27 protein-coding genes, 1 rRNA gene and 1 pseudogene are annotated in these 25,500 nt (G+C 62.7%); 18 read left to right on the plus strand and 11 right to left on the minus strand.

Translation table 11 applies throughout. From position 1 onward, the window contains the following. Positions 1-193 precede the first annotated feature (193 nt). Positions 194-309 (plus strand): 5S ribosomal RNA (rrf, locus tag ACIPZG_RS08445). A 60-nt stretch (positions 310-369) separates the two neighbouring features. On the opposite strand, the gene ACIPZG_RS08450 is transcribed toward rrf, so the two are convergent. Continuing rightward, entirely contained in the window at positions 370-1,233 is an 864-nt protein-coding gene (locus ACIPZG_RS08450) for a universal stress protein (protein ID WP_400712231.1), read from the minus strand. Positions 1,234-1,390: 157 nt separating this feature from the next. Here ACIPZG_RS08450 and ACIPZG_RS08455 point away from each other — a divergent pair, with 157 nt between their 5' ends. Then, complete coding sequence (locus ACIPZG_RS08455) at positions 1,391-2,008, plus strand: tRNA-(ms[2]io[6]A)-hydroxylase (protein ID WP_008096079.1); 618 nt, start codon at positions 1,391-1,393, stop codon at positions 2,006-2,008. A gap of 21 nt (positions 2,009-2,029) precedes the next feature. Here ACIPZG_RS08455 and ACIPZG_RS08460 read toward each other — a convergent pair whose 3' ends face one another. After that, complete coding sequence (locus tag ACIPZG_RS08460) at positions 2,030-2,350, minus strand: YqjD family protein (protein ID WP_400712234.1); 321 nt, start codon at positions 2,348-2,350, stop codon at positions 2,030-2,032. Between the two features lie 127 nt (positions 2,351-2,477). Here ACIPZG_RS08460 and ACIPZG_RS08465 point away from each other — a divergent pair, with 127 nt between their 5' ends. The 4 genes and pseudogenes from ACIPZG_RS08465 to ACIPZG_RS08480 all read left to right on the plus strand — a co-directional run bounded on the left by ACIPZG_RS08465 (position 2,478) and on the right by ACIPZG_RS08480 (position 6,794). Then, entirely contained in the window at positions 2,478-2,741 is a 264-nt protein-coding gene (locus ACIPZG_RS08465; RefSeq protein WP_008096076.1) for a hypothetical protein, read from the plus strand. A 111-nt stretch (positions 2,742-2,852) separates the two neighbouring features. Further along, positions 2,853-3,359, plus strand: a pseudogene (locus tag ACIPZG_RS08470) (RNA polymerase sigma factor); the annotation flags it as partial. A 4-nt stretch (positions 3,360-3,363) separates the two neighbouring features. After that, entirely contained in the window at positions 3,364-4,239 is an 876-nt protein-coding gene (locus tag ACIPZG_RS08475) for a FecR family protein (protein ID WP_400712237.1), read from the plus strand. Positions 4,240-4,367: 128 nt separating this feature from the next. After that, positions 4,368-6,794 (plus strand): TonB-dependent receptor, encoded by a 2,427-nt coding sequence (locus ACIPZG_RS08480; protein WP_400712240.1) that lies wholly within the window; start codon positions 4,368-4,370, stop codon positions 6,792-6,794. Positions 6,795-6,854: 60 nt separating this feature from the next. Here ACIPZG_RS08480 and ACIPZG_RS08485 read toward each other — a convergent pair whose 3' ends face one another. Further along, positions 6,855-7,745 (minus strand): LysR family transcriptional regulator, encoded by an 891-nt coding sequence (locus ACIPZG_RS08485; protein WP_400712243.1) that lies wholly within the window; start codon positions 7,743-7,745, stop codon positions 6,855-6,857. Positions 7,746-7,847: 102 nt separating this feature from the next. On the opposite strand from ACIPZG_RS08485, the gene ACIPZG_RS08490 reads away from it, so the two are divergent. From ACIPZG_RS08490 to ACIPZG_RS08515, 6 genes are all read left to right on the plus strand, one after another. After that, a complete protein-coding gene (locus tag ACIPZG_RS08490; RefSeq protein WP_400712246.1) occupies positions 7,848-8,927 on the plus strand; it encodes an extracellular solute-binding protein in 1,080 nt (359 codons plus the stop codon). Between the two features lie 26 nt (positions 8,928-8,953). Then, complete coding sequence (speB, locus tag ACIPZG_RS08495; protein ID WP_400712249.1) at positions 8,954-9,919, plus strand: agmatinase; 966 nt, start codon at positions 8,954-8,956, stop codon at positions 9,917-9,919. 132 nt (positions 9,920-10,051) lie between these two features. Then, entirely contained in the window at positions 10,052-10,369 is a 318-nt protein-coding gene (locus ACIPZG_RS08500; RefSeq protein WP_400712252.1) for a hypothetical protein, read from the plus strand. 21 nt (positions 10,370-10,390) lie between these two features. Continuing rightward, positions 10,391-11,539 (plus strand): PQQ-dependent sugar dehydrogenase, encoded by a 1,149-nt coding sequence (locus tag ACIPZG_RS08505; RefSeq protein ID WP_400712255.1) that lies wholly within the window; start codon positions 10,391-10,393, stop codon positions 11,537-11,539. Positions 11,540-11,670: 131 nt separating this feature from the next. After that, positions 11,671-12,777: a cell division protein ZapE gene (gene zapE, locus ACIPZG_RS08510; RefSeq protein WP_400712258.1), complete on the plus strand. Its 1,107-nt coding sequence runs from the start codon at positions 11,671-11,673 to the stop codon at positions 12,775-12,777. A 12-nt stretch (positions 12,778-12,789) separates the two neighbouring features. Next, positions 12,790-13,371: a DinB family protein gene (locus tag ACIPZG_RS08515; protein ID WP_400712261.1), complete on the plus strand. Its 582-nt coding sequence runs from the start codon at positions 12,790-12,792 to the stop codon at positions 13,369-13,371. Between the two features lie 141 nt (positions 13,372-13,512). On the opposite strand, the gene ACIPZG_RS08520 is transcribed toward ACIPZG_RS08515, so the two are convergent. The 5 genes from ACIPZG_RS08520 to ACIPZG_RS08540 form a co-directional block, all read right to left on the minus strand. Continuing rightward, positions 13,513-14,511, minus strand: a complete 999-nt coding sequence (locus ACIPZG_RS08520; RefSeq protein ID WP_400712264.1) for an alpha/beta fold hydrolase — start codon at positions 14,509-14,511, stop codon at positions 13,513-13,515. A gap of 75 nt (positions 14,512-14,586) precedes the next feature. Next, on the minus strand, positions 14,587-15,024 hold the full coding sequence (locus ACIPZG_RS08525; protein WP_400712267.1) for a YqaA family protein: 438 nt from the start codon (positions 15,022-15,024) through the stop codon (positions 14,587-14,589). Then, positions 15,024-15,452 (minus strand): DUF411 domain-containing protein, encoded by a 429-nt coding sequence (locus tag ACIPZG_RS08530; protein WP_400712269.1) that lies wholly within the window; start codon positions 15,450-15,452, stop codon positions 15,024-15,026. Before ACIPZG_RS08530 ends, ACIPZG_RS08525 begins: the two co-directional genes overlap by 1 nt. A gap of 15 nt (positions 15,453-15,467) precedes the next feature. After that, a complete protein-coding gene (locus ACIPZG_RS08535; RefSeq protein WP_400712272.1) occupies positions 15,468-16,208 on the minus strand; it encodes a copper resistance protein B in 741 nt (246 codons plus the stop codon). Then, a complete protein-coding gene (locus ACIPZG_RS08540; protein ID WP_400712275.1) occupies positions 16,201-17,916 on the minus strand; it encodes a copper resistance system multicopper oxidase in 1,716 nt (571 codons plus the stop codon). The genes ACIPZG_RS08535 and ACIPZG_RS08540 overlap by 8 nt, the downstream gene beginning before the upstream one ends. 170 nt (positions 17,917-18,086) lie before the next feature. Between ACIPZG_RS08540 and ACIPZG_RS08545 the strand changes: the two genes are divergently transcribed. Then, complete coding sequence (locus tag ACIPZG_RS08545) at positions 18,087-18,737, plus strand: hypothetical protein (protein ID WP_400712278.1); 651 nt, start codon at positions 18,087-18,089, stop codon at positions 18,735-18,737. Here the strand turns inward: ACIPZG_RS08545 and yegQ are convergent. Then, positions 18,722-20,062 (minus strand): tRNA 5-hydroxyuridine modification protein YegQ, encoded by a 1,341-nt coding sequence (yegQ, locus tag ACIPZG_RS08550; RefSeq protein ID WP_400712281.1) that lies wholly within the window; start codon positions 20,060-20,062, stop codon positions 18,722-18,724. The genes ACIPZG_RS08545 and yegQ overlap by 16 nt on opposite strands. Positions 20,063-20,192: 130 nt before the next feature. On the opposite strand from yegQ, the gene ACIPZG_RS08555 reads away from it, so the two are divergent. After that, the gene (locus tag ACIPZG_RS08555; RefSeq protein ID WP_400712284.1) at positions 20,193-21,257 is read left to right on the plus strand and encodes an AI-2E family transporter; all 1,065 of its coding nucleotides are present in this window, start codon (positions 20,193-20,195) and stop codon (positions 21,255-21,257) included. A 59-nt stretch (positions 21,258-21,316) separates the two neighbouring features. Here ACIPZG_RS08555 and ACIPZG_RS08560 read toward each other — a convergent pair whose 3' ends face one another. Next, on the minus strand, positions 21,317-23,383 hold the full coding sequence (locus ACIPZG_RS08560) for a TonB-dependent receptor family protein (protein WP_400712287.1): 2,067 nt from the start codon (positions 23,381-23,383) through the stop codon (positions 21,317-21,319). A gap of 229 nt (positions 23,384-23,612) precedes the next feature. Between ACIPZG_RS08560 and ACIPZG_RS08565 the strand changes: the two genes are divergently transcribed. The 3 genes from ACIPZG_RS08565 to ACIPZG_RS08575 are packed head-to-tail and all read left to right on the plus strand — an operon-like array spanning position 23,613 to position 24,610. Then, positions 23,613-23,861 (plus strand): response regulator transcription factor, encoded by a 249-nt coding sequence (locus ACIPZG_RS08565; RefSeq protein WP_008096212.1) that lies wholly within the window; start codon positions 23,613-23,615, stop codon positions 23,859-23,861. Positions 23,862-23,871: 10 nt separating this feature from the next. Continuing rightward, on the plus strand, positions 23,872-24,264 hold the full coding sequence (locus ACIPZG_RS08570) for a head completion/stabilization protein (RefSeq protein ID WP_400712290.1): 393 nt from the start codon (positions 23,872-23,874) through the stop codon (positions 24,262-24,264). Continuing rightward, entirely contained in the window at positions 24,248-24,610 is a 363-nt protein-coding gene (locus tag ACIPZG_RS08575; RefSeq protein WP_400712293.1) for a hypothetical protein, read from the plus strand. Before ACIPZG_RS08570 ends, ACIPZG_RS08575 begins: the two co-directional genes overlap by 17 nt. On the opposite strand, the gene ACIPZG_RS08580 is transcribed toward ACIPZG_RS08575, so the two are convergent. Next, positions 24,582-24,974 (minus strand): helix-turn-helix domain-containing protein, encoded by a 393-nt coding sequence (locus ACIPZG_RS08580; protein ID WP_400712296.1) that lies wholly within the window; start codon positions 24,972-24,974, stop codon positions 24,582-24,584. The genes ACIPZG_RS08575 and ACIPZG_RS08580 overlap by 29 nt on opposite strands. Before the next feature lie 201 nt (positions 24,975-25,175). On the opposite strand from ACIPZG_RS08580, the gene ACIPZG_RS08585 reads away from it, so the two are divergent. Next, positions 25,176-25,478, plus strand: a complete 303-nt coding sequence (locus tag ACIPZG_RS08585) for an ogr/Delta-like zinc finger family protein (protein WP_400712299.1) — start codon at positions 25,176-25,178, stop codon at positions 25,476-25,478. Positions 25,479-25,500 lie beyond the last annotated feature (22 nt).

Consider the following 25,500-nt stretch of genomic DNA (forward strand, 5'->3'; position numbering starts at 1 on the left):
GTGTAAGCGCTGTGAGGCGTTGAGCTAACCAATACTAATTGCCCGTGAGGCTTGACCATATAACACCCAAGCAATTTGCTGCTGCAGATTGTGGTGGTGAAGACGAAAGAACCGAAAGTTCGAACGTAACCCACAAATATCGCATATCCGAATTCGCTGGGCTGTCCATCTGGACATTCTGGCTACCGAATTTCTTGACGACCATAGAGCATTGGAACCACCTGATCCCATCCCGAACTCAGTAGTGAAACGATGCATCGCCGATGGTAGTGTGGGGTTTCCCCATGTGAGAGTAGGTCATCGTCAAGATTCATTTCGCAAAACCCCTATCTGCGCAAGCAGGTAGGGGTTTTGTCTTTTCAGCTTGGATCAACCGCGGGCGAGTTCCGCGAGATGTGCAGTGGCCTCTTCACTCTTGAGGACCAATACGTCGCTTTTCAGCGAGTCGAGCACTACCTCGGATGTATTGCCAATCAATGCCCCGGAAATGCCTGTGCGTGCGATCGTGCCGATCACGGTGACCACCGCATCGAGTTCCTTCTCGAAATGAGGAATCAGTACATCGGCTGGGCCCTCTTCGACATGCAGTCGGTCTTCGCTGATGTCGTATTCCGCCTGGAACGCACTGCAAGCCTCCCGATAGCGTTTGTCTATGGTCTCGCTCCGCTGATAAGTTGGGTCTGAAGCTGCCAGCATGGGCGAGGGATGAGCACTGATCACGTGAAGCTCTCCCTTGGTCAAGCTGGCGATGCCGTAGCCGTGATCGATGATGCTGGCATGCAGCCGCCGATGATCTTCGTCATCGTTACCGACATCCACGGCCGCGAGAATCTTGCCTTCGGTCCAGGGGCGTTCGCTTTTGACCATCAATACTGCGCAAGGGCAAAGACGCAGCAATTTCCAGTCACTGGGCGTCAGCAGTGCCTTGCGCAGCGGATTGTCCGGTCGGTGTTCCTTGATTACCAGGTCACAGCCCTCGGCCTGCTGGACGGCGATAATTGACTCGTGGAGGCTCTCCTTCCAGTTCTGTTCATGGGAAACATTATCGTAGCCATCGTCATGCAGCTGACTGCTGAGCAGGCTGAGCAATGCGTTGTGATCCTGCTTCTTGTCACACATGAGCAGATGTAGGCGTGCACCGGTCACGCGAGCGATAAGCTTGGCGCGGGTCAGCGCACGGCTGTGGGCATGTTCGGGGTCGAGGACGACAAGGATGCTACGGACAGCTTGCATGGGCGTGAACTCCCTTCAAAGGTGGCGGCCAATGCCAGACTATAGTCGGCGTCCGTCGCGCCGCAGTTTGATGTACATCAAGAAGCATAGTCACTGGCGCTAACAGTCGCCGCCGGTATAATCGCCGGTCCTGACTGTACAGTGTGGTTGTATGCCTATGTCCCTGATCCCCGAAATCGATGCCTTCCTCGGCTGTCGCACGCCAGACGCCTGGATCGAAGCGGCGCTCGCCGACCAGGAAACCTTGCTCATCGACCACAAGAACTGTGAATTCAAGGCAGCCAGTACGGCCTTGAGCCTGATCGCCAAGTACAACACCCACCTGGACCTGATCAACATGATGTCGCGCCTGGCGCGTGAAGAGCTGGTGCATCATGAGCAGGTCCTGCGCCTGATGAAGCGCCGAGGGGTGCCGCTGCGGCCAGTGTCGGCGGGGCGCTATGCCTCAGGTCTGCGTCGGTTGGTTCGCGCCCATGAGCCGGTCAAGCTGGTGGATACCCTGGTGGTGGGGGCGTTCATCGAAGCCCGTAGCTGTGAGCGTTTCGCAGCCCTGGTACCTCACCTCGATGAAGAGCTCGGGACCTTTTATCACGGCTTGCTGAAGAGTGAAGCGCGCCATTATCAGGGTTACCTGAAACTGGCGCACCACTACGGGGAAGAGGCGGATATCATCCGCCGTATTGAGCTGGTCCGGGAAGCGGAAGCTGAGCTGATCCAGTCCCCGGACCAGGAGCTGCGCTTCCACAGTGGTATACCGATGGCGCAGGCCGCCTGACTCACCCGCGGCAGGCAACCCTTAGTATCGGCGGCCCAACAGTAGCCCTATCACGAGGCCGAAGCCTGCAGAAACGGCCACGGTTTGCCACGGATGGCCGCCGATATAGTCCTGGGTCGCGTCAACCACGGGTTGCGCTTTTGCGCGGACTTGGCTGGCAGCTTCCCTGGCCTGGCGCAGCTTCAGGCTGACCTGCGCGCGCAAGGTTTCGGCTTCCTCGCCAACCAGCGACGCGCTGTCGTTAAGCAATTTTTCCGACTCTTCGATCAAAGCCTGCAGCTCGCTGAAAACCTGGTCCTTGATCTGGTCGTTGTTGGCTACTGCAGCAATTTTTCGGGCCATGAACTCGTCCTCGTCGATGGGGGTGAATAATCAATGGATGCCGGCGCGCCAGGAAAGTTGCGGCGGTTTCTCGATGATGCAGCGCTACGGTGTAAGATAGCGGCCATTTAAACGAGCAGGTAATTCCATGAGTTTCAATCTGGCCAACAGGAGCTTCGAGGAACGGGCGCAGATCGAGGCAGAGAAGGCCCGGCTGTTCGAGCTGTGGCAGAACAACCTGGGCAAGGCAAAGGGCGAGGCTGCCCGGATCATTTCAGAAAAACCGCGGCGCAAGGGCAAATGGGCCGAATGGGTGCGTGCCGAACTGGACGCCATGTCACCGCCCGAGTACGCCAATATGGTGCGCAGTGAAATCAACAAGATGATGGCAGCTGCCAGCGGCAACCGCTGACACCTTTTCACCTGGCAAATGCACAGTAGCGTTGAAACGTTTGGTCGTTATGAAAGATACTGTTTCTCATTAACGCCCGATAACTCCTCTTACTGGCAGTGCCTCCACCCAATGCCGACGTCTCCTGTGTCTGGTCTGCTGGCAAGTTTCCAGCAGCACTATGACGATCTCCTGCAGTTTCTGACCCGCCGCATGAGCGACCGTCAGCGTGCCGCCGACGTGGCGCAGGAGACCTACCTCAAGCTGGTGAAGATCGAAGAGCAGTCCATGCCGGTGTTGCATGCGCGCAGTTTCATCTTTCGCGTGGCAGGCAACCTGGCCATCGACGCCCTGCGCCGTGAGCAGCGCCTCGCCGCGAGCCACGAGGACAGTGACGGTGCAGGGGAGGTGGCCTGCCCGGCACCGGCGCCGGAAGCGGCGCTATTGGCCCGCGAGCGCCTGCAGATCCTCGATGAAGGGTTGCTGCAGCTGTCCGAAAATGCCCGCCAGGCCCTGCTGCTCAATCGTGTCGAAGGCCTGACCCAGGCTCAAATCGCACAACGACTGGGCGTCTCCGAGAGCATGGTGGCAAAATACATCGCCCAGGCCCTGCGCCACTGCCGCGACTGGCTCAAACATAACCATGACTGACACCCCGACCATGCCCGTGCCGCAGCCGATCAGCGATTTGTCCGACGATGCCCTCGACTGGCAGGTGCTGCTGCGGTCGGGCAACGCCAGCGCGGCCGATCATGCGCGTTACCAGCGCTGGATTCAGCTGAGCCCGGCGCATGCCGAGGCGGCGCGTGAGGCCGAGGCGCTCTGGCAGGATCTCGGGCAGACGCCGACTGCGCAAGCATTTGAAGCGCCGCCCATGCGCCGCCACAAACGACACTGGGCCGCAGGCATCGCCGCTTCCCTGGTGCTGCTGGTGGCCGGCTACGGCGGGTGGCAGCAAGTGCCAGTGTGGTTGGCGGACTATCACACCGGCATGGGGCAGCGGCAGAGCGTCACCCTGGCAGACGGTTCGCGGGTACTGCTCAACAGCGCCAGCGCCCTCAGCGTGGCCTTTACCGCCAGCGAGCGCAGGGTGTCGTTGCGGGCCGGCGAGGCGTTGTTCGAAACGGCAGATGATCCACGGCCGTTTGTGGTCGAGACCGCCGGTGAGGCCGTGCAAGGCAGTGCAGCGACCTTTAGCGTGCGCCGCGATGGCCACGTAGTGCTGGCCAAAGGTGACGCCCAGGTTGGAGCACGCAACCTGGCCGTGGCGCCCGACGCCAGCGCGCAGATGGCCTGGCAACGCGGCAAACTGATCTTCAACGGCAAGCCCCTCGGGCAGGTGCTGGCCGAACTCGAGCGTTACCAGCACGGCCGTATCCTGCTCTCCGACAGCAAGCTTGCGGCGCTTGAAGTCAGTGGCGTATTCGACCTGAACGAACCCCAGGCGCTGCTGCACACACTCGAACAGCGTTACGGCCTCAAGGTCACCTACCTCCCGTGGCTGGCGGTGGTGCACTGAGCCGGTAAAAAATAATCGAAATTTTTTTCATTCGGCACTGCAAGTTCGTGTGAGCCAGATCGTCGTAGAGGGACTGATCAGTACCCATTCTCATTTACGACTTGTCTGGAAGCTCATTCGTGCCTCTCATGCCCAAGCCCTTGTACCGTTGCGGCGGTCGTTTCCATCATGCCTTGTTGTCTTGCAGCGCGCTGGCCGTGTTCGCTGGCCCCCTGCAAGTGTGGGCCGCCACGCAAACCGGGCAGGCACCGATAGAAACACGGCAGGTGCAACTGGACCTGCCAGCACAATCCCTGGACCAGGCCCTGACAGCCTTCGCCGACCAGGCCGGGCTGCATCTTCTGTACACCACCGGCGATGTGTCCGGTCTGACCAGCCCGGCCTTGCAAGGCAGTTATAGCGTCGAGCAGGCACTGCAGCAGCTGCTCGCCGGCAGTGACATGGCCTGGCAGTTCAGCGATGCCCGCACGGTCACCTTGCGCAAAGCCGTCGCGCCGCCGCAGGCGGTCAACCTCAAGCCGATCGAAGTCAGCGTCGCCTCGCGCACCAGTACCGCCATCAGCGAAATCCCCGGCACCGTGTGGGTGGTCGATCAGCAGCAGCTGCGTGAACAGATCGACAGCGGTGTGAGCCTCAAGGAGGCCATCGGCAAGCTGGTTCCGGGCCTTGACCTGGCCCCGGAGGGCCGGACCAACTACGGCCAGAACATGCGCGGGCGCAACGTCCTGGTAATGATCGACGGGGTTAGCCAGAACAGCTCGCGCGGGCTGTCGCGCCAGTTCGACAGCATTTCGCCGTTCAACGTCGAGCGCGTCGAAGTGCTGTCCGGGGCCAGTGCCATCTATGGCGGTGGTGCCACCGGCGGCATTATCAACATTGTCACCAAAAAGGGCGAACCGGGCCCCGCGCGCTTCGAGACCCAGCTCGGCGCCAGCAGCGGCTTCAACAACAGTGATGACCTGGCGACGCGTTTCGCGCAGTCCATCAGCGGCGGCAACGAGCGGGTCAATGCCCGCCTGGGGATCTCCGGTGAACAGAACGAAGCCTTCTACGACGGTGCGGGCGAGCAGATCTTCATCGACAACACCCAGACCGACCTGCAGTACAACCGCACTATCGACGTGCTCGGCACCGTCGGCCTGAAACTGACTGACCAGCAAAGCCTCGACCTGCTGGCGCAGTACTACGATTCCGGTAACCACGGCAGCACCGGCATCTATTTCCCCAACCTCAACTACAACGCGCCTTCCGACCTTGAAGACGCCGAGCTGCGCAGCGGCTACTCGTCCGATCTGGAGCCGCGTACCCGGCGCCTGTTGCTCAACGCCAACTACCACCATACCGACGTATTGGGCCAGGATTTCTACCTGCAAGCCTCCTATCGCAAGGAAGACGACAACTTCTACCCGTTCCCGTATTACAACCGCGCCACGCCCACCGGCTCACGTGGGGTGTATTTCGCTGCCTCGCAGCAGAACTTTGAAGTTACCAGCCTCAAGGGACTGTTCGCCAAGCAGTGGGACACGCTGAAGCTCACCTATGGCGTGGACCTCGACCGCGAACGCTTCAACGCCGACCAGACCACCTTCGATGCGCTGACTTCGTCCGAGAGCGGTGGCCTCGACCTGGACAAAGAGAGCAAGGCCGCCCGCTACCCCAGTTATCGCGTGGATGGCGTCTCGGTCTATGCCCAGCTGGATTGGCACGCCACCGACAACCTGACCCTCTCCGGCGGCGCTCGGCGCCAGCAGATGGACGTGGATGTCAGTGATTTCAAGGGCGTACCCGGCGGCAGCAATGACTACCAGGTCAACCTGTACAACGTCGGCGCCATCTACGACTTCAAGAATGGCCATCAGGTCTGGACCAACTACGGCGAGGGCTTCGATCTGCCGGACCCTGCCAAGTACTACGGCAAGCCGGGCCTGAGCGTGGCAGACAACCCCTTGGCCGGCATCAAGAGCCGCCAGGTCGAGCTAGGCTGGCGCTACGCCGACCTGGATTGGGATGCCCAGGCCGCGCTGTACTACATCTGGTCGGACAAGATCATCAACGTCGATTCGCAGACGCTGACCATCAATGTGGAAGACCAGAAGAGCCGTGATTTCGGCTTCGAAGGGGCATTGACCCGGCATTTCCAGAGCGGCTGGGAGGCTGGCGGCACGTTGCACCTGACCCGCTCCGAAGAAGAAGATGCCGACGGTGACTGGATCAAGCGCGATGCCCGTTATGCCTCCCTGTCCAAGTCCACGGCGTTCGTCGGCTGGAAGGGTGATGGGCGCAGTGCGCGGCTGCAGGCCAACCATGCGTTCAGCCTGAAGGATGATGCCGATCATGAGATCGACGGGTACACCACCTTCGATCTGCTGGGCAGTCAGGACACAGGCTTCGGCACCTTCAGCGCCGGTATCCAGAACCTGTTGGACAAGCAGTACAGCACCGTGTGGGGGCAGCGGGCGACGTTGTTCTACTCGCCCACTTACGGCCCGGCGTACTTGTATGACTATCAAGGGCGGGGGCGCACCTACACCCTGACCTGGAGCATGGCTTACTGATTTTGGGTGTCTGCGCGGGCCTCATCGCCGGCTTGCCGGCGATGAGGCCCGCGCAGACGATCAGCCAAACACCGCCAACAAGTCCTCCACAAACGCCCGCTGCGCCTCCCCTGGCACCTGCCCCCGATGCCTGGCCAGGGTAAACGGCACCACAAAGTCCAACCCCGCATCCAGCGCCCACAACAAACCCTGATCCTCCCACCCCTGAGCGCAATGGCTCGGCAGATACCCCATGTGCCGCCCCGAGAGAATGAACATCAACACACTCTCGATCTGTTCGGCCACGGCCATGCTGCGCCGGCTCTGGAACGGCTCGCCGCCCTTGAGAAAACGATAGGGGTGGCGCACCTGGTCCGCCTCCAGCAACTGCTCGCGAGGCACCTGCGCCAGGCCGAACAACGGGTGCCCCTTGCCGCAGTACAAACGCTGGCGCTCTTCGAACAGCGGCTGGTAATCGAACGCCGCCTGGTTGCCGGAAAAGTAGCTGATGGCGCAGTCCAGGCGCTGCTCCAGCAATAACCGCTCCAGCTCCGCGGGTGGCGCACTGATCAGCTCCAGCTGCACCGCTTCATCCCGTTCGCGAAAGCGTGAAATGGCCTGCGCCAAGCGCAGGCTGACGGTTGCATCCTGGTTTTCCGCCATGCCCACCCGCACCGTGCCCAGCAAGCGCCCACCTACGCCATTAGCCTGCTGGCGGAACCGCTCGATATCCAGTAGCAAGCCACGCGCAGCTTCCAGCAACAGCTCGCCCTTTTCCGTCAGGCTGAAACCAGCCTTGCCACGGCTGCACAGGCGATAGCCCAGGCGTGCTTCCAGCTGTGCCATGCGCTGGCTGATGGTGGGCTGGCTCAGCCCCGACACGCCTTGGGCGGCGCTGAAGCCGCCGGCCTCGACAACCGTGATGAATAGCCGCAACAGGTGCAGGTCAGGGTCGTGCAGTTGTCCGAGCATCACATTGGTCCTGGTGAATGTCAGCTTTGCAAAGTTGCCATTCTTGCAATGTAACTCGTCTGGCATGCTGACGGCATCCACCCAGTGTTCGAGGTGTCCGTCATGCGTAGTTCGCTGTGTCTGTTGTCCCTGTGCCTGGCCTTGCCGCTGCAGGCCGAAGAGAAGGTCGTCAACCTTTACAGCTGGGCCGATTATGTCGCCCCGCAAACGCTGCAGCGGTTCGAGCAGGAAACCGGCTACAAGGTGCGTTATGACACGTTCGACACCACCGAGGTGCTGGAAACCAAACTGCTGACCGGTGGCAGTGGTTATGACGTGGTCGTGCCGTCATCCACCGTGCTGGCGCGGGCACTCAAGGCCAAGGCCCTGCAGCCGCTGGAAGCGCAGCGCATGCCCGGTTACGCCAACCTCGACACGGACCTGCTGGGCAAACTCGCCGAGGCCGACCCCGGTAACCGCTATGCGGTGCCCTATACCTGGGGCACCTTGGGCCTGGGAGTGAATGTCGAGGCGGTGCGCAAGCGCCTGGGCGACGTGCCGCTGGACAGCCTGGACCTGCTGTTCAAGCCCGAATACGCCAGCCGCCTCAAGGACTGTGGCATCGCCATGCCCGATTCGCCGCAGGAAGTGATCGGCGTGGCCCTCAACTACCTGGGCAAAGACCCGTACAGCCAGGACAAGGCCGACCTTGCGCAGGTGCAGAGCCTGTTGAGCCAGCTGCAGCCTTCGATCAGCTATGTCGCCAATGGCCGACAGATCAGCGACCTGGCCAATGGCAGCGTGTGCCTGGCGCTGACCTACAATGGCGATGCGGCCATGGCCGCCGACCAGGCGCGCCGCGCCGGCAAACCGTTCGAGCTGATCTACCGTATCCCCCGCGAAGGGACGCTCATCTGGCAGGACAACCTGGTCATTCCCAAGGATGCGCCGCACCCGGAGGCGGCCCGGGCCTTCATCGCCTTCATGCTCAAGCCGGAATCGGTGGCCGCACTGACCAACACCCTGTACTTCGCCAATGCCAACCAGGCGGCCACGCCCCTGGTCGACGAGGCGGTGCGCAATGACCCGGATATCTACCCGCCCGCAGCGGTGCGCGAGCGCCTGTTCGGCGACCGCAGCATGGCGTTGTCCGACCTGCGCCAGCGCAATCGGCTGTGGACGGCTTTCCGCACCCGTCAGTAAACCGCTAATCACAAAGGAGCCCGACCGTGGAGCAAGCCCAGAACAACGACCAGGCCATGACCCGCGACAGCCTGTATGGCACCGCGGCGGAAAGTACCTACGCCGGTATCACCAGTTTCTCCCGCCGTCGCTACAGCCGCGACCTGCGCGGGGTGGATGTAGTCGTCAGCGGAGTGCCCTTCGACACCGCCACCAGCAACCGCCCGGGCGCGCGTTTCGGGCCGCGGGCGATCCGCGCCGCTTCGGTGCAGCAGGCCTGGGCCCGTCACTGGCCCTGGGCGTTCGACCCATTCGACCACCTGGCTGTCATCGATTATGGCGATTGCCCGTTCGACAACGGTACGCCGCAGTCGGTGCCGGACAGCATCGAGGCGCATGCCACGCACATTCTGCAGGCCGGCTGCGCGATGCTCACCCTGGGCGGCGACCATTTCATCAGTTACCCGTTGCTCAAGGCCCATGCCCGCCGCCACGGCCCGTTGGCCCTGATCCACTTCGATGCGCACAGTGACACCTGGCCGGACGAGGAGGGCAAGCGCATCGACCATGGCACTATGTTCTGGCATGCCGCCCGTGAAGGCCTGGTGGACCCGTCCTGCTCCGTGCAGGTCGGCTTGCGCACCACCAATGACGACAGCCAGGGCTTCGCCATCCTCGATGCACGGCAAGTCCATCGCCAAGGCACCGAGGCGATCATTGCGGCGATCCGTCAGCGGGTCGGTGAGCGCCCGGTGTACCTGACCTTCGATATCGATTGCCTGGATCCTGCCTATGCGCCGGGCACCGGCACCCCCGTGTGTGGCGGCCTGAGCACGGTGCAGGCGCTGGAGATACTCGGCGGGCTGCGCGGCATCAACCTGGTGGGCATGGACCTGGTGGAGGTGGCACCGGCCTATGACCATGCCGATATCACGGCCTTGGCCGGCGCGACCTTGGTCATGGAGATGCTCTGCCTGTACGCCGCACGGCACAAAGTCGATACAGCCCTGTGACAAGGGCTGTACGGCCCCCTTGGCAGGTTCATACTGAAACATCAGGAATCGCATTCACACTTTTGCCGCGAACCCTTCGCGCCTTAGGCTATCCAACGCACGAGGCGCGCCTTTTCGTACGGGAGGTGAAGCATGAATCTTACATTGCCAACCCTGGCCATCGGCCTGCTGCTATGCCTGCCGGCGCAGGCTGCTGCGCCGCAGCCGCTGCAGCTTGCGGCCAGCAATAACAACCCTTACAACAGCCCGATCCAACGCGCCAATCCCAATAGCCGCCAGGGCAGCATGTCGGCTACCCCGCCGGTGCGTGGGCCTTCGACCCAGCCCATCCAGCGCACGCCCAGCCTGGACAACCGTGGCATCGGCAATGGCGACAACCTGCGGCGCCAGCAGCAGACACCGAACCTGGAACCCACTCGGCCTGCGCGCGATACCCAACGCGTGCCCTGAGCCTCTCGAAAGGAATTGCGCATGACCAAAGCTACCTGGCTGGCCACCCTGACCGCCGCCGCATTGCTGCCGATGTTGGCGCAGGCCGCTTCCGAGCAGCAGTTCCCCAGCGAGGAAGGTCAGATCACTGTCAGTACCCTGGCGGACGGCTTGCGCAACCCATGGGCGTTGGCGTTCCTGCCAGGCGGCAAGGACATGCTGGTCACCGAGCGCACCGGCAACCTGCGCCTGGTCAACGCCGAAGGCAAGGTTGGACCGCCCATCAGCGGCGTACCCAAGGTCTGGGCCGAAGGGCAAGGCGGCCTGCTCGACGTGGTGCTTTCGCCGGAGTTCGGCAAGGATCGCACCGTTTACCTCTCCTTTGCCGAAGAAGGGAGTGATGGCAAGGCGGGCACCGCAGTGGGCCGCGGCCAGCTGACGGAAGATCGTGCACGGCTGGAGAATTTCACCGTGATTTTCCGCCAGCAGCCCAAGCTGTCGGTCGGCAACCACTTTGGCTCGCGGCTGGTGTTCGATCGGAATGGCTACCTGTTCATTGCCCTGGGCGAGAACAACCAGCGTCCGACGGCACAGGACCTGGACAAGCTGCAGGGCAAGATCGTGCGCATCCTGCCCGACGGTGAAGTGCCGAAGGACAACCCCTTCGTCGGCAAGGACAACGTGCGCCCGGAGATCTGGTCGTTCGGCCATCGTAACCAGCAGGGCGCTGCGCTCAACCCCTGGACGGGCAAGCTCTGGACCCACGAGCATGGCCCGCGCGGTGGTGATGAGGTCAATATCGTGCAGCCGGGCAAGAACTACGGTTGGCCGATCGCCACGCACGGCATCAACTACTCGCTACTGCCGATTCCCGAGGCCAAGGGCAAGCATGTCGACGGCATGGTCGACCCGCTCCATGTTTGGGAAAAATCGCCTGGCATCAGCGGCATGGCTTTTTACGACAACCCGACTTTCAAGGCTTGGGATCACAACCTGTTCATTGGTGCGCTGGTTAGCCAGGAGCTGATCCGCCTGCAGCTCGATGGCGACAAGGTCGTTCACGAAGAGCGTTTGCTCGGGGGATTGAAAGAGCGCATTCGCGATGTGCGGGTGGGGCCGGATGGTTATCTGTATGTGCTGACCGATGCCAAGGATGGGCAGTTGCTGAAAGTCGGCCTGAGTGGTGGCTGAACAGGTTTGGGGTCTGCACGGGCCCTATCGCCGGCAGCCGGCTCCCACAGGTTGGATCACACATGGTGAATCCTGTGGTGTTCCTGTGGGAGCCGGCTTGCCGGCGATAGGGCCCTTGAACATAATGCCGCATGGCGCTCGATCCCCGATTTCTCTACCACAAAGCCCTCGCAGACCTTGGCTACGCCCCCGACCCGGCGCAGGCCCGGGCCGTCGACGCCCTGCAAGCCTGCTTCGAGGCCATCGAGCAGAGGCGCCCCACCCAGGGCCTCTACCTCTGGGGCCCGGTCGGCCGCGGCAAGACCTGGCTGATGGACCTGTTCCATCGCTGCCTGTCCGTCCCGGCGCGGCGCCAGCACTTTCACCATTTCATGGCTTGGGTCCACCAGCGCCTGTTCCAGCTCAATGGCACCGCCGACCCTTTGCAGGCGCTGGCCCGTGAACTGTCCGGGCAAATCCGCGTGCTGTGCTTCGACGAACTGTTTGTCAGCGACATCGGTGATGCAATCATCCTCGGCCGCCTGTTCCAGGTGCTGTTCGACCAGGGCGTGCTGGTGGTCGCCACCTCCAACCAGCCGCCCCAGCAGTTGTACCGCGACGGCTTCAACCGCGAGCGATTCCTCCCGGCAATCCGCGCCATCGAGCGGCACATGCAGGTGCTTCCGGTTGCCGGAGAGCAGGACCACCGCTTGCACCCGGGCGCGCCACGGCAACGCTACTGGGTAGCCGAAGCCGGCAAGCCAGGCAAGCTTGAGGCGGTGTTCCAGCAGCTCAGCCCGAACGACCCTGGCTGCACCCAGCCACTGTCGCTGGGTACACGGCAGATCCAGGTCATCCGCTACAGCGCCGAGGCGATCTGGTGCCGCTTCGCCGACCTGTGCGAGCAGCCGCTGGCCGCCATGGAATTCATGGCCTTGTGCGACCGTTTCCCGGCGATCCTGGTCGAGGGCGTACCGGCCTTGAGCGGTGAGCAGCGTGCAGGGCGGATCGCCCGTGGCACCGAGGATGGCGCGGCGCGCGTAGAGGCGGGCGATCGCGAATTGCCTGCCTTGTCGCCCAAGGATGACGCCGTGCGCCGCTTCATCGCCCTGGTCGATGAGTGCTACGACCGCAGGGTTGCCTTGTACCTGGAGGCGCAGGTCCCGCTGGATGCGCTCTACACTCAAGGGTATCTGGCGTTCCCGTACCAAAGGACCTTGAGCCGGCTACGGGAGATGCAACTGCAACGCTTCGCTTGAAGGAGCCGAACCATGGAGCCGTTGTCGCATCATCTGCTGACCCAGGCCTACAACAATGGCTGGGCCAACCACCGCCTGTACAAGGCTTGCCTGCAACTGACCCACGACGAATTCGTCGCCCCGCGTTGCAGCTTCTTTCCGTCGATCAAGGCCACCCTCAACCATCTGCTGACGGTGGACTGGTTCTACCTGCACATGCTCGAGTGCGAGCAGCGCGGCGAGGCACCAGGGGCCGACGGCGAACGCTTCTTCGACCCGGAACAGCCGTTCGCCACCTGCGCTGATCTGCATGCCGAACAGGCCCAGGCCGACCACCGGCTGATTGCCTACTGCAGCTTGCTGCACGACGATCAATTGGCCCGCTATGTGAGCATCGTGCGACCCGACCGGGTGCAGCGCGAACAGCGCCTGAGATTGCTGTCGCACCTGTTCGAGCACCAGATCCACCACCGTGGGCAGGTGCATGCCATGCTCAGCGACACGGCGGTGCGGCCACCGCAGCTGGATGAGTTTTTCTGCGAGGAGGAAGACAGTTTGCGGGCTTTGGATTTTGCCGAACTTGGCTGGACAGAAGGGCAGGTCTGGAAGGGCTAGCTGTAGGTACAGCGCTACTTTCAAGGCCCGGCTGCGGACTCGTTGTGGGAGCGGGCTTGCCCCGCGAAGCAGGCGCCGCGTTGCCTGGCACCGGCGTTGCCGGTGTTCGCGGGGCAAGCCCGCTCCCACCCATCTATTCGATCAAGGTGCCAACCACTCGACGAGAGTTTTGTTGAAGCGCCTTGGCTCTTCGATCTGCGGCGCATGCCCCATGCCTTCGAAGGTCACCAGTTCGCCGTGCGGAATCAGTTTCGCTACCTTCGGCCCAAGCACCTTGTACTTGCCCAGCTGCGCCTTGACCTCGGGCGGGGCGATGTCACTGCCAATGGCGGTGGTGTCCTGGTCACCGATCATCAGCAGGGTCGGCATCTTCAGGTCACTGAACTCGTGGTACACCGGTTGGGTGAAGATCATGTCGTAGATAAGCGCCGAGTTCCACGCCACCGCTTCATGCCCCGGCCCCTTGTTCAGCCCTACCAGCATCTGCACCCAGCGCTCGTACTCGGGCTTCCAGCGCCCGGCGTAGTAAGTCTTGCGCTCATACTCACGCACGCCCTCGGCGTCGAGCTTCAGTTCGCGCTCATACCACTGATCCACCGTGCGGTACGGCACGCCCAGGGCTTTCCAGTCCTCCAGGCCGATCGGGTTGACCATCGCCAGGCGCTCGACCTGCTGCGGGTACATCAACGCGTATCGGGTGGCTAGCATGCCACCGGTGGAGTGGCCGAGCACAATCACCTTCTGGATGCCCAGATGTTCGAGCAGGGCATGGGTGTTGCTGGCCAGTTGCTGGAAGCTGTATTGGTAATGCGCCGGCTTGCTCGACGTGCAGAAGCCGACCTGGTCGGCGGCGATCACCCGATAGCCGGCCTGGCTCAGGGCGTCGATGGTGGTTTCCCAGGTGGCCGCGCAGAAGTTCTTGCCGTGCATCAACAGCACGCTGCGGCCATTGGCCTGGCCTTTGGCCGGTACATCCATGTAGCCCATTTGCAGGGGCTGGCCCTGGGACTGGAAGTCGTAATGCTTGAGCGGGTGAGGGTAGCTGAAGCCTTCGAGTTGCTTGCCGTAGGTGGGCGTTTCGGCGGCGAGGGCCGGGGCGCCGACAAGGCAGGCCAGGGCCAGGGCGGTTGCGCGCAGCATGGGGGCACTCCGTGTAGGACCATGTAGGAATTGGCGACTGTAGCAGTCAGTGGACCACCTTAAACGTTAAAGGTGTCACCAACTGTTAAACCAGCCTAGGGTAATCAGCGCCACGACGATGTAGCGCCCGCCCTTGGCCAGCGTCACCAGCAGCATGAAGCGCCAGAACGGCTCACGCATGATCCCGGCGATCAGGGTCAACGGATCGCCGATTACTGGCATCCAGCTGAGCAGCAGCGACCATTGCCCCCAGCGCTGGTAGCGCTGCTGGGCGCGTTCCAGCTGGGTGGCGCTGAACGGAAACCAGCGCCTGTCGCGCAAGTTTTCGATGGCCCGGCCCAACAGCCAATTGACCAGCGAGCCCAGCACATTGCCCGCCGTGGCGATCAGCAACAGGGTCAACCAGGCCTCGGGCTGGCGCAGCAGCAGGCCCACCAGCACCGCCTCCGACTGCAGGGGCAGCAGGGTGGCGGCGCCGAAGGCGCTGAGGAACAGCGCCCAGAAGCTGAGCATCAGTAGTTGGCGACCACGGTGTCCTGGCCATCCTGGGTTACGCCGATGACCTGGTAGGCGTCCTTGTGGTCACCCATCTCCATGCCTGGCGAGCCCATGGGCATGCCGGGCACAGCCAGGCCTTTGAGGTCGGCGCGCTTGGCCAGCAGGCGCACCTGTTCGGCCGGCACATGGCCTTCGACGAACTTGCCCTCGATCACCCCAGTGTGGCAAGACGCCAGACGCGGCGCTACGCCCAGGCGCTGTTTGACGGCGCTCATGTTCGGTTCGACATGGTCGTTGACGGTGAAACCGTTGTCGCGCAGGTGGCTGATCCACTCCTTGCAGCAGCCGCAGTTGGGGTCGCGGTAAACGTCGATGGTCTCGGCGGCCTGGGCCAGGCCGGTGATGGCCAGCAGGCCGAAGGTGAGCAGGTTTTTACGCAGCATGGTCGAACGACTCCTTTAAAAACGCAGGCGCACGCCTGCCACCAGGCGGGTCTGGGCGAGGTCTTCGCCGTGCTCCCGTGCCTGGTCGGCGCGATTGCCGTGCAGGCGGTCGAAGCTTACCCCGATATAGGGGGCGAAGCCGCGGGTGATTTCATAGCGCAGGCGCAGGCCGATTTCGCTGTCGGCCAGCCCTGCGCCTTGCTCGTGGCCAGCAGCATTGCGGCCGAAGAAATTGGCTTCGACGGTTGTCTCGAGGATCCAGCGATTGGTCAGCAGCATAGCGTAAGCGGCCTCCAGGCGCAGCGCGGTCTGTTGTCGCTCGCCCGCGTAGGCCGTGGCTTCCAGCTCCAGGCCATACAGTGGCGTGCCTTGGATGCCAAAAGCCGCCCAGGTCTGGCCGCTGGCGGGCTTGAAGTCCTGGCGCACACCGCCGACCAGTTCCCACCAGGGGCTGATGCCATGGCCCCACAGCGCCTGCAGCTCAGCCTTGTGGGTCTTGCCCTGTTCGCGCTCGCCTTCGCTGCGCAGCCAGAGGCGGTCGACATCGCCACCGATCCAGGCCGTGGCGTTCCAGTTCAGGGCGCTGCTGCTTTCAAAGTGCTGGTATTCCAGCTGGTCAACGATGACCGCCCAGTTGATGGCGCGATCATGCACCTGGTGGTTGGACGAGGGCGTAGCGCCGGCCATGGCCCGCTCGCTGTTCAGCAGTGCCAGCAAGGCCAGGCTGGTGACGATGTGCTTGTTGATCTCATTCATCGACCCGTACCTCGCGGAACATGCCGGTCTCCATGTGGTAGAGCAGGTGGCAGTGATAGGCCCAGCGGCCTGGGGTATCGGCGCTGACCCGGTAGCTGCGTCGGCTGCCGGGCGGGATGTCGACAGTGTGCTTGCGCACCAGAAAGCGCCCATGCTCGTCTTCCAGATCGCTCCACAGACCGTGCAGGTGGATGGGGTGGGTCATCATGGTGTCGTTGACCAGGGTGATGCGCACTCGCTCGCCGTAGGTCAGGCGCAGCGGCGTGGCATCACTGAATTTGATGCCGTCGAACGACCAGGCGAAGCGCTCCATGTGCCCGGTCAGGTGCAGCTCTATGTCCCGTGAGGGCTCGCGGCCGTCCGGGTCGGGGTAGGGGCTGCGCAGGTCGGCGTAGGTCAGCACCCGCCGGCCATTGCCACGCAGGCCGATGCCAGGGTCGTCCAGGTTGGCGCGCGGGGCCATGGTCTGCATGTCCACCAGCGGGTTGTCGGTTTCGCTGGCAGGGTGCTGCTGCATCGGCGCCATGGCCGAATGGTCCATGCCGGCCATGCTGCTGTGATCCATCCCGGCCATGCTGCTGTGGTCCATGCTCGCCATGGCACCGTGGCCCATGTCGGCCATGCTCAGCACCGGTCGTGGGTCGACTTCCGGCACCGGTGCCTGCAACCCCACCGCGCGGGCCAGGGTGCCGCGGGCGTAGCCGCTGCGGTCCATGCTCTGGGCGAACAGGGTGTAAGCGGGCAGGTCGCCGACACTCACCAACACGTCGTAGGTTTCGGCCACGGCGATACGCAGTTCATCTACCGTCACGGGCGTCACCGGCAGGCCGTCGGCGGCGATCACCGTGAGCGGCAGGCCGGGAATGCGGAAATCGAAGTAGGTCATGGCCGAGGCATTGATCAGGCGCAGGCGCACGGTTTCACCCGGCTGGAACAGGCAGGTGAAATTACCGTCCGGTGGTTGGCCGTTGAGCAGGTAGGTATAGGTGGCGCCGCTGATGTCGGCGAGGTCGGTGGGGCTCATGCGCATGCGCGCCCAGGCCAGGCGCTCGTCGACGGTGTTGCTCCAGCCCTTTTGCGCAACGTCGTCGATGAAGTCGCCGAGGGTGCGCTTGTGGTAGTTGAAGGCATCGGACTGTTTCTTCAAGGTTGCCAGCAGCGCTTCGGGCGATTCGTCCGACCAGTCGCTGAACAACAGCACATGGTCGCGTTGGTAGCGGTGCGCCTCGGGTTCGCGGGGTTCGATGACGATCGCCCCGTAGACCCCGGCTTGCTCCTGCAGGCCGGAATGGCTGTGGTACCAGTAGGTGCCGCTCTGGCGCAGGGTAAAGCGGTAGAGGTAATCGCCACCGGGCGCAATGCCGGCGAAGCTCAGGCCGGGTACGCCGTCCATGTCGCTGGGCAAGAGGATGCCGTGCCAGTGGATCGAGGTGTCCTGCGCCAGCTGGTTGCGCACCCGCAGGGTCACCGTGTCGCCTTCGCGCCAGCGCAGCAGGGGGCCGGGCAGGCTGCCGTTGACGGTCAGCGCCGTGCGCGGGCGGCCGGTGATGTTGACCGGGGTCTGGCCGATGTACAGCTCGAAATGCTGGCCGGCCAGGGCCCGGCCCTCGGCGGCACTGGCCAGTGGCCGCCACAGGCCGAATCCGGCGAGCGTGGCCGCGGCGCCCAGGCCTTTGACGAAGGTGCGGCGGGAAGTGGTGGGCAACATTGGGTGGTCTCTGGTGGGGAGCCACGATCGTCGCCTGTTGCGCCTGTCAGGTAGCTGAGGCGGGGATTACAGACCTGTCAGGCAGCCTGTCCGAGGTGGGGGCATTTCTATGTGCCGGGGTTTCGCGGGTGCCATTAACCTGAATTCTCTCTTCAGCCAGGACACTATCCATGAACTTTTCCGTCAATGAATTCGACGACGCCAGCCTGGTCAGCTTTGACAGCAGCCTGGCGCGGGATGAGCGCCATGACATCCACTGCCTGCTGGCCCAGGCCGACGCGTTCTCCAGCCGCGCCTTCGACCGCGACGTGCTGTGGAAGAGCTGGCTGGACCGCTACCGCAATCGCCTGGTCAAGCACGGCTGCGAGGAACGCCAGCTGCTGTCGCTGGAGCCCGTTGTGGTGAACTCGTTGGAGGCGTTCAACCAGCAATTGGCCCTGACCTTGGCCAACCCCACGGTAGGCGGCCTGGTCGAAAAGGGCCTGCTTTCCCGGGAAGTGCTGGAAAAGCGTGAATTCGCCGAGCGTTTTTTCGCGAAAGGCAGTGCCGATGGGCGCAGCAACACCTTCCTGGTCACCCCTTGCGGCAAGAATGATCAGGGCGAGATCATTCTGCTGGTCTATGTGTTGCACCTGAGTGCTGGCGTGGACAGCCGCGAGGCTGGTGGCTACGGGCCGGACATCAGGCGCGAGCTGGTGCTGTGGCGCACGGGCAATGTCTATCGCTTCGATCGTGCCGTCTATGCAGGCTATCGCCAGGAAATCCGCCAAAGCCTGAGTGAAAGCTCGCTGCGCCACATCGACCGTCACGTCGCTGGATGAGTGTCCGGCTGGAGCAGGTCGCGCATCAGCAGCGCATGCTTGAGCGCGACCTGCTCGGGGATTGGCAGGTACACCACGTGGCCGTCCCCGGGCGCCACGTCGATGGCCTGCTGCTGGCGGTTGCACAGGTGGTGCAGGTCGAAGTGGTAGTTGCCGCGCGGGGTCATCAACTCCAGGTGGTCGCCCACGGCGAAACGGTTCTTGACCTTGACCTCGGCCAGGCCTTCCACCCGCTCACCGGTCAGCTCGCCGACGAATTGCTGGCGCTCGGAGAGCGAGTTTGCGCGCAGGTAGTTCTGGTATTCGTCATGCACATGCCGGCGCAGGAACCCTTCGGTGTAGCCGCGCTGGGCCAAGGACTCGAGGTTGTCCATCAGGGCCATGTCGAACGGCCGCCCGGCCGCCGCATCGTCGATGGCCTGGCGATATGACTGTACCGCGCGGGCGCAGTAGAAGTGCGATTTGGTGCGGCCCTCGATCTTCAGCGAATGCACGCCCATGGCCGCCAGCCGTTCGACGTGCTGGATGGCGCGCAGGTCCTTGGCGTTCATGATGTAGGTGCCGTGCTCGTCCTCGAAGGCGGGCAGTTCGGTGCCAGGGCGGTTGCTCTCCTGCAGCAGGAACACCTGCTCGGTCGGCGCCCCCAGACCCAGGGTAGGCTGCACTTGGTGAACGATGTCGCCGGTGGCATTTTCGGTGGCCGGCGTGGCTTGGTATTTCCAGCGGCAGGCATTGGTGCAAGTGCCCTGGTTGGCGTCACGCTTGTTCAGATAGCCCGACAGCAGGCAACGGCCGGAATAGGCCATGCACAGGGCGCCATGAACGAACACTTCCAGCTCCATGTCCGGCACCTGCTGGCGAATTTCCTCGATTTCTTCCAGTGACAGCTCCCGGGACAGGATCACCCGGCTCAGGCCCAGGCCCTGCCAGAACTGCACGCTGGCCCAGTTCACCGTGTTGGCCTGCACCGACAGGTGCACGGGCATGTGCGGGAAGTGCTGACGCACCAGCATGATCAGGCCGGGGTCGGACATGATCAGGGCGTCGGGGGCCATCTCGACCACGGGCGCCAGGTCCTTGAGGAATGTCTTGAGCTTGGCATTGTGCGGCGCGATGTTGACCACCACGTAGAAACGCTTGCCCAGGGCATGCGCCTCGGCGATACCCAGGGCCAGGTTGGCGTGGTCGAATTCGTTGTTGCGTACCCGCAGGCTGTAGCGCGGCTGGCCGGCATAGACAGCGTCGGCGCCGTAGGCGAAGGCGTAGCGCATGGTCTTGAGCGTGCCGGCAGGAGCCAGCAGTTCGGGCTTGGCGATCGGGTTCATGGGCGCACCGGGGCAAAAGTCGCGGATCCTAGGGCGTGACCGGGGGCGGCGTATTGATTTGAATCAAGGGTTGGGTGGCACTTTTTCCATGATGGCCTGCACTAATGTTCAGGACACTGAAGGAGCCGCCATGAAAGCAACCGCGCTGCAGAACAAAGCCCTGGCCGGACTTCTGACCTTGGTCACCTTCGCCTTCCTATTGATTCTGCTGCCGTACTACGGCGCGATCTTCTGGGCGGTGATCCTCGGCATCCTGTTCGCGCCGCTGCAACGCAACCTGCTGATACGTTTTGGTCGGCGCCGCAACCTCGCTGCCGCTACCACCCTGCTGGTGTGCCTGGTGGTGGCCATTCTGCCGGTCATCATCACCAGCGCGCTACTGGTGCAGGAGGGCGCCAGTCTGTATCAGCGTATCGAGAGCGGGCAGCTGGACATCGCCGGTTACGTGCAGCGTGGCAAGGACATGCTGCCAGCCTTCGCCCAGCATGGCCTGGACAGCCTCGGCATGGGTAATCTCGAAGGGCTGCGCGACAAGATCACCAAGTGGGCCACGCAAGGCAGTCAGGTGTTGGCGACTCAGGCTTACAGTTTCGGCCAGGGGACGTTCGAGTTCCTGGTGAGTTTCGGCATCATGCTCTACTTACTGTTCTTCTTTCTACGCGAGGGCCCCGAGGTGGCTCGCCAGGTGCGGCTTGCCGTGCCATTGCCCGAGCACCAGAAGCGCAAGCTGCAACTGAAGTTCAACCGGGTGGTGCGGGCCACGGTAAAAGGCAATGTGCTGGTGGCCATCACCCAGGGGGCGCTGGGCGGTTTGATCTTCTGGGTGCTGGACATCCCCAGCGCACTGGTCTGGGCGGTGCTGATGGCGTTCCTGTCACTGCTGCCAGCCGTGGGCGCCGGCATCATCTGGGCGCCAGTGGCGGCCTACTTTCTGCTGACCGGGGCGATGCTGCAGGGGATCATCCTGACGGCTTTTGGCGTGCTGGTGATTGGCCTGGTGGATAACGTGCTGCGGCCGATCCTGGTGGGCAAGGACACCCGGATGCCCGATTACATGATCCTGGTGTCTACCTTGGGTGGGCTGGCGGTGTTCGGGCTCAATGGATTCGTGATCGGGCCGCTGATCGCGGCCTTGTTCATGTCTAGCTGGGCGATTTTTGCATCGACCAAGCCGCAGGTGCAGTTGCCCCAATAGGGGCTGCTGTGCACCCCAATCGCCGGCTTGCCGGCGATTGGGGTGCACAGCAGCCCCCTTCAGTGGAAGCTGTACGAAACCCCGGCATACACGGCAAACCCTTCCCCCGGCGTCGAGCGGGCGATGTCCTGCCCGGCATCGTCATATCCCGGGGTCACCGTTGCCGCGTAGCGCTCGTTGGTCAGGTTGCGCAGGTCCAGCCAGGTCTGCCAGTCCTGTTTCGGGGAGTTCCAGCCCAGCCGCGCACCCAGTAGCGCATACGCATCGGCGTGGTAACTGTTGGCGTAGTCGACCTGCACCTTGGAAGCCATCTGCGTATTGACCCCGGCATAGAAGCCGCTCGGCCAGTCGTAGCGCAGCTCGGCCTGGTAGTAATGCATGGGAATGCCCGGCAGACGGTTATCACCGAACTGGTCGTCGTCACGGTAATGGAAGTCGCTGAAGGTGTAGGCCTGGCGCAGGCTCAGCCTGCCGATACCTGAGTCTTCCCAGAGTGTGCTGTCCAGGCCTGCTTCAACGCCCTGGTGAACCGTGGGGCTGGCATTGAACTCCTTGGGCAGGGCACCCGGCACGATCTCCACGGCCAGCAGTTCATGGCGAACCTGCGAGTAGTACCAGGCCAGGTCCCAGCGGCCCAGCACCGATTCCCCTCGCGCGCCGAGTTCCAGGGTGGTGGCAGTCTGGTTCTGCATCTCGATCGGCTGGGTAGCGACCGTTGAACTCCAGATCAGCGCCCAAGGGTGCGGCGGCTCCACGGAGCGGCTGAGGTTGCCATAGACCTGCAACTGCGGGCTGATGTCGTAACGCAAACCCAGACGGGGTGCGTAGTCCCAGTCATGCTGGCTGACCTTGCCACCGGTTTGCGGATAGGTCACGTCACTTTCGCGGCGGGTGTAGATCATGGCCAGGCCAGTGGACAGCCACAGGTCCGGGATCAGCTCCAGATCGTTGCCGACGTGCAGCACGGTGTCCGAGCCCTGATAGCTGAAGTCGCGGCTGCGGGCGCCGAAGTTTTCGCCGCTGCTGCGGGCGAACTGCGAGGCGCCACTGTTGGGCAGGTGCTTGGTGGTGCGCCAGCCGACGGTGGTCTTGCTTTCATGGCCGAACAGCGTGTCGCGGCGCAGATAGTTCAGCGTGCCGCTGACGTCGGTGTAGGCGACCTTCAGGCGCATCGGGCCTTCGCGCAGGTCCATCGGGTAGTCGTGATAGACCAGCCCGGCTTCCAGGCGCGCGTCATCTTCCAGGTAGAAAGTGGTCTTGTTGCCGACCCAGGTGCTGCCCGGTTGCGGGCGACTATCGTCGCGCGCCAGGTACGCCGGGTTGGCCGCGCGTGGGTCGTGCTTGATCTGTTGCTTGGTCAGGCGCCCGGCCAGGTCGTTCTCGGTTTCCCGGTAGCGCAGGTAGAAGCGCGTTTCCAGGTTGGGGTTGAAGCGGTAGCCGAGGTTGGCGGCAATGCCTTTGCCACTGCCACTGCTGTGTTCCTGGTAGCCGTCGTATTCCGAGTCGGTCAGGGCCACGTAGTAGTCGAGGTCGCCCAGTACCTGGCCGGAGCTTACGTGCCGGTGCTGGTAGCCGTGGCTGCCAACCTCATAGCGCACCTGCAGCGGTGCGGCATCGTGGCCGGTGTGGGTTACGTAGTTGATCGCGCCACCCAAGGCCAGCGCGCCCTGGTCGAAACCATTGGCACCGCGCAGTACCTCGGCGCGGCTAAGCCACAGCGGCTCGAACAGCTCATAGGGGGTACCGCCCGGACCGGTCAGGGGCAGGCCGTCGAACATCGTGTACACGCCGGAGCCGTGCGCCCCCGGTGCGCGGTTGATGCCTGAACCACGGATCGACAGCTTGATGCCGTCGTTGCCCGCCGACTGGGCGAACACGCCGGGTTGATAGGCCAGCACATCCTGGTTGCTGGCGACCCGGCCTTGTTCGACGCGCTGCATGTCTACCAGGTTACTGGCGCCAGGTACCGACTGGAGGCGCTCACGGGCGTACTCCAGTTCGCTTTGCTCCTCTTCACTTATCAGCAGCTGGCCCAGTTCGACCGACGGAGCTGCCGTGGCCTGCGGGCCTACAGTGACAGCGGCCACAAGACCAAGGCATGACGAAAGGGGCAAAACAGGACGCATCGTACAGCTCCAGGCGAAGGGGTAGACAGACAACGGCGTTGTGACGAGCGAAATGGCATTCAGAGCACGAGGAATTTCAATAAATAGCAAGCGACTTTCAAAGTGGTTTTGTTGGGCAGGCTTCTACAAGTCGCATGAATAGCTGCAATGGGCCTGTGCTTCGTAAGGTGAGCTCCAGGGCGGCAGCACGTTTGGTTGTCGCAATTGGCCATGATTGAGGAGTTCGATGATGAAAACCAATGAGCGATCGATTACAAACTGCGCAGTCGATACGCCGATCCACCTCACCCCACGTGAACAGCAGGTACTGCTGTGGTGTGCCTATGGCAAGAGCTCCTGGGAGATCGGCCGGATCCTGCAATGCAAGGAGTCTACGGTCAACTTTCACGTGTCCAACATCTTGCGCAAGTTCGCTGTCCCCACCCGTATCGCGGCAGTGATCAAAGCCATTCGCTACGGCATGTTGGCCGAGGTCTGAGGAGGTGAGTATGTTGAGCGACATCCCGATTGACCTGCAGTCCGGCCCCGAGGGGGTTGTCAGCCATGCACGTTTTCCCGATTGCCATGATCCTTTCTGGCCGCGCATCGAGCTGAGTGTCCTGCGCGAGCGATTGCGACTCGGCGCTGCTATCAGCGAAGCCCGTCTGGCACTGGCGGCACGCTGTGCCGCGATCGCCGCAGCCGAGGAGTTCGCGCGTTGGCGGGCTGCACTTCGGGCGCGTGGTCACAAGCGCCTGGAAGACTTGGCGGGGCATGATCATGGGCGCGCGTTGTCGGTCTGTTACCGGCGTTTCATCGAAGCCGCGGTGTTGCGCACACTGCATACCGAACGGGTTTGCAAAGCGTTGCCCGAGGAGGTCGAGCATGGCCGAGGGCAATGAGCTACAGGCCTTTGCCGGTGCACTATCGGAAATGCTGGCGTCGGAGGGCCGGGTGCTGTTGGGGGCGTTGCTTGGGGCCTTGTTGGTCAGTGCCGCACGGGACCGCTTGAACATCGTGTCGCGCAAGCGTCTGTCGACGCGCAAGCAATTGATGCTGATCTTCCTGACCTTGGGCGTCGGCTATCTCTTCGAACCCCTGCTGCAATCGATGGCGCCCATGTTATCCCGCGGCATGGCCGCCTTTGTGGCGGCGGTGGTGGTGATCCCGATCACCCTCAAGGTCCTGGTCTGGCTGGACTCGGTGGACCTGCGCGAGCTCATCCAGCGTTGGCGCCGGCGCAGTTAGCGTTGAGTGCCTGAATTTGCTGCTCCAGTTGCTGGATACGCTGCTTGTCCTCGATGTGCAGAAGAATGGCCTGGCGGTCTGCAGATGAAAGGCCTCGTAGGCGCTCAAGCACGTCGTTCTCCCAGGCCTCGTTGGCCTGGGCTGGCGAGCGGTTGTGCGGCTCACCCAGCAACAGCCAATCGAGCGTGCACATGTGCTTTCTGGCGTTCAATACGCATAGCGAGTACGGAATGCTGTCACGGACCTTCCAACTGCTCAGTGTTTGAGGGCTGACATCGAGCGCCCTGGCCAGCTGAACATCAGTAGCTGAGCCGGTCAGCTGCTTTAGGCGTGCCAGCACTGATGCAAGCGAGTGGCTACTCATGACAATTATCCATGGCTGGTTTAATGATATTCCTTGGGCTTAAACTACTCGATATGAATACTTTGCTTGCAATATAAGGAGAAATCTCGGCATGAGAAGTAGTGTAATGAAAAAAACCGTTATTGACTTAGCCGATACTGATTCAACTTGTCGATCAGTCCTACAGCTTGTCCGTATGTTTGGTATTAGCAGGTACTTGCCGTGAGTACCTATAAGCTGGTCTGTCCTCATTGCCAGAGTCGAATGCGTATCCGTACCAGCGAAGGGCGACATATTTTTCTGCGGATTGCCTACCTGCAATGCACCAACGAAGCCTGCGGTTGGTCAGTGCGAGCAGAATTCGAAATGACTCACGAGCTGTCACCAAGCGGTATGCCCAATCCACAGGTGCATCTGCCTTCCGCCTGTAGTGAGCTGCGTAATACCGCCTTGCAGCGTGGCGACGACACTCGCCATGGGGCGCCATTGCCAAAGGCTGCTCCCCGGCCTGTGTCACGCAGATAAAAAAACACCCCGCAGAGCGGGG

Origin of the sequence: Pseudomonas sp. NPDC089395 (genome assembly GCF_044749525.1) — a bacterium.
Classification (GTDB): domain Bacteria; phylum Pseudomonadota; class Gammaproteobacteria; order Pseudomonadales; family Pseudomonadaceae; genus Aquipseudomonas.

What these genes read in the sequence shown, in the direction of transcription:
- ACIPZG_RS08500 (WP_400712252.1), top strand. Translation starts at nt 10,052, where the DNA reads ATGAATCTTACATTGCCAACCCTGGCCATCGGCCTGCTGCTATGCCTG.
- ACIPZG_RS08490 (WP_400712246.1), top strand. Translation starts at nt 7,848, where the DNA reads ATGCGTAGTTCGCTGTGTCTGTTGTCCCTGTGCCTGGCCTTGCCGCTG.
- ACIPZG_RS08475 (WP_400712237.1), top strand. Translation starts at nt 3,364, where the DNA reads ATGACTGACACCCCGACCATGCCCGTGCCGCAGCCGATCAGCGATTTG.
- ACIPZG_RS08545 (WP_400712278.1), top strand. Translation starts at nt 18,087, where the DNA reads ATGAACTTTTCCGTCAATGAATTCGACGACGCCAGCCTGGTCAGCTTT.
- ACIPZG_RS08460 (WP_400712234.1), bottom strand. Translation starts at nt 2,350, where the DNA reads ATGGCCCGAAAAATTGCTGCAGTAGCCAACAACGACCAGATCAAGGAC.
- ACIPZG_RS08530 (WP_400712269.1), bottom strand. Translation starts at nt 15,452, where the DNA reads ATGCTGCGTAAAAACCTGCTCACCTTCGGCCTGCTGGCCATCACCGGC.
- zapE (WP_400712258.1), top strand. Translation starts at nt 11,671, where the DNA reads ATGGCGCTCGATCCCCGATTTCTCTACCACAAAGCCCTCGCAGACCTT.
- yegQ (WP_400712281.1), bottom strand. Translation starts at nt 20,062, where the DNA reads ATGAACCCGATCGCCAAGCCCGAACTGCTGGCTCCTGCCGGCACGCTC.
- ACIPZG_RS08525 (WP_400712267.1), bottom strand. Translation starts at nt 15,024, where the DNA reads ATGCTCAGCTTCTGGGCGCTGTTCCTCAGCGCCTTCGGCGCCGCCACC.
- ACIPZG_RS08505 (WP_400712255.1), top strand. Translation starts at nt 10,391, where the DNA reads ATGACCAAAGCTACCTGGCTGGCCACCCTGACCGCCGCCGCATTGCTG.
- ACIPZG_RS08555 (WP_400712284.1), top strand. Translation starts at nt 20,193, where the DNA reads ATGAAAGCAACCGCGCTGCAGAACAAAGCCCTGGCCGGACTTCTGACC.
- ACIPZG_RS08480 (WP_400712240.1), top strand. Translation starts at nt 4,368, where the DNA reads ATGCCCAAGCCCTTGTACCGTTGCGGCGGTCGTTTCCATCATGCCTTG.
- ACIPZG_RS08580 (WP_400712296.1), bottom strand. Translation starts at nt 24,974, where the DNA reads ATGAGTAGCCACTCGCTTGCATCAGTGCTGGCACGCCTAAAGCAGCTG.
- ACIPZG_RS08540 (WP_400712275.1), bottom strand. Translation starts at nt 17,916, where the DNA reads ATGTTGCCCACCACTTCCCGCCGCACCTTCGTCAAAGGCCTGGGCGCC.
- ACIPZG_RS08565 (WP_008096212.1), top strand. Translation starts at nt 23,613, where the DNA reads ATGAAAACCAATGAGCGATCGATTACAAACTGCGCAGTCGATACGCCG.
- ACIPZG_RS08535 (WP_400712272.1), bottom strand. Translation starts at nt 16,208, where the DNA reads ATGAATGAGATCAACAAGCACATCGTCACCAGCCTGGCCTTGCTGGCA.
- ACIPZG_RS08515 (WP_400712261.1), top strand. Translation starts at nt 12,790, where the DNA reads ATGGAGCCGTTGTCGCATCATCTGCTGACCCAGGCCTACAACAATGGC.
- ACIPZG_RS08570 (WP_400712290.1), top strand. Translation starts at nt 23,872, where the DNA reads ATGTTGAGCGACATCCCGATTGACCTGCAGTCCGGCCCCGAGGGGGTT.
- ACIPZG_RS08560 (WP_400712287.1), bottom strand. Translation starts at nt 23,383, where the DNA reads ATGCGTCCTGTTTTGCCCCTTTCGTCATGCCTTGGTCTTGTGGCCGCT.
- ACIPZG_RS08575 (WP_400712293.1), top strand. Translation starts at nt 24,248, where the DNA reads ATGGCCGAGGGCAATGAGCTACAGGCCTTTGCCGGTGCACTATCGGAA.
- ACIPZG_RS08455 (WP_008096079.1), top strand. Translation starts at nt 1,391, where the DNA reads ATGTCCCTGATCCCCGAAATCGATGCCTTCCTCGGCTGTCGCACGCCA.
- ACIPZG_RS08520 (WP_400712264.1), bottom strand. Translation starts at nt 14,511, where the DNA reads ATGCTGCGCGCAACCGCCCTGGCCCTGGCCTGCCTTGTCGGCGCCCCG.
- ACIPZG_RS08485 (WP_400712243.1), bottom strand. Translation starts at nt 7,745, where the DNA reads ATGCTCGGACAACTGCACGACCCTGACCTGCACCTGTTGCGGCTATTC.
- ACIPZG_RS08465 (WP_008096076.1), top strand. Translation starts at nt 2,478, where the DNA reads ATGAGTTTCAATCTGGCCAACAGGAGCTTCGAGGAACGGGCGCAGATC.
- ACIPZG_RS08450 (WP_400712231.1), bottom strand. Translation starts at nt 1,233, where the DNA reads ATGCAAGCTGTCCGTAGCATCCTTGTCGTCCTCGACCCCGAACATGCC.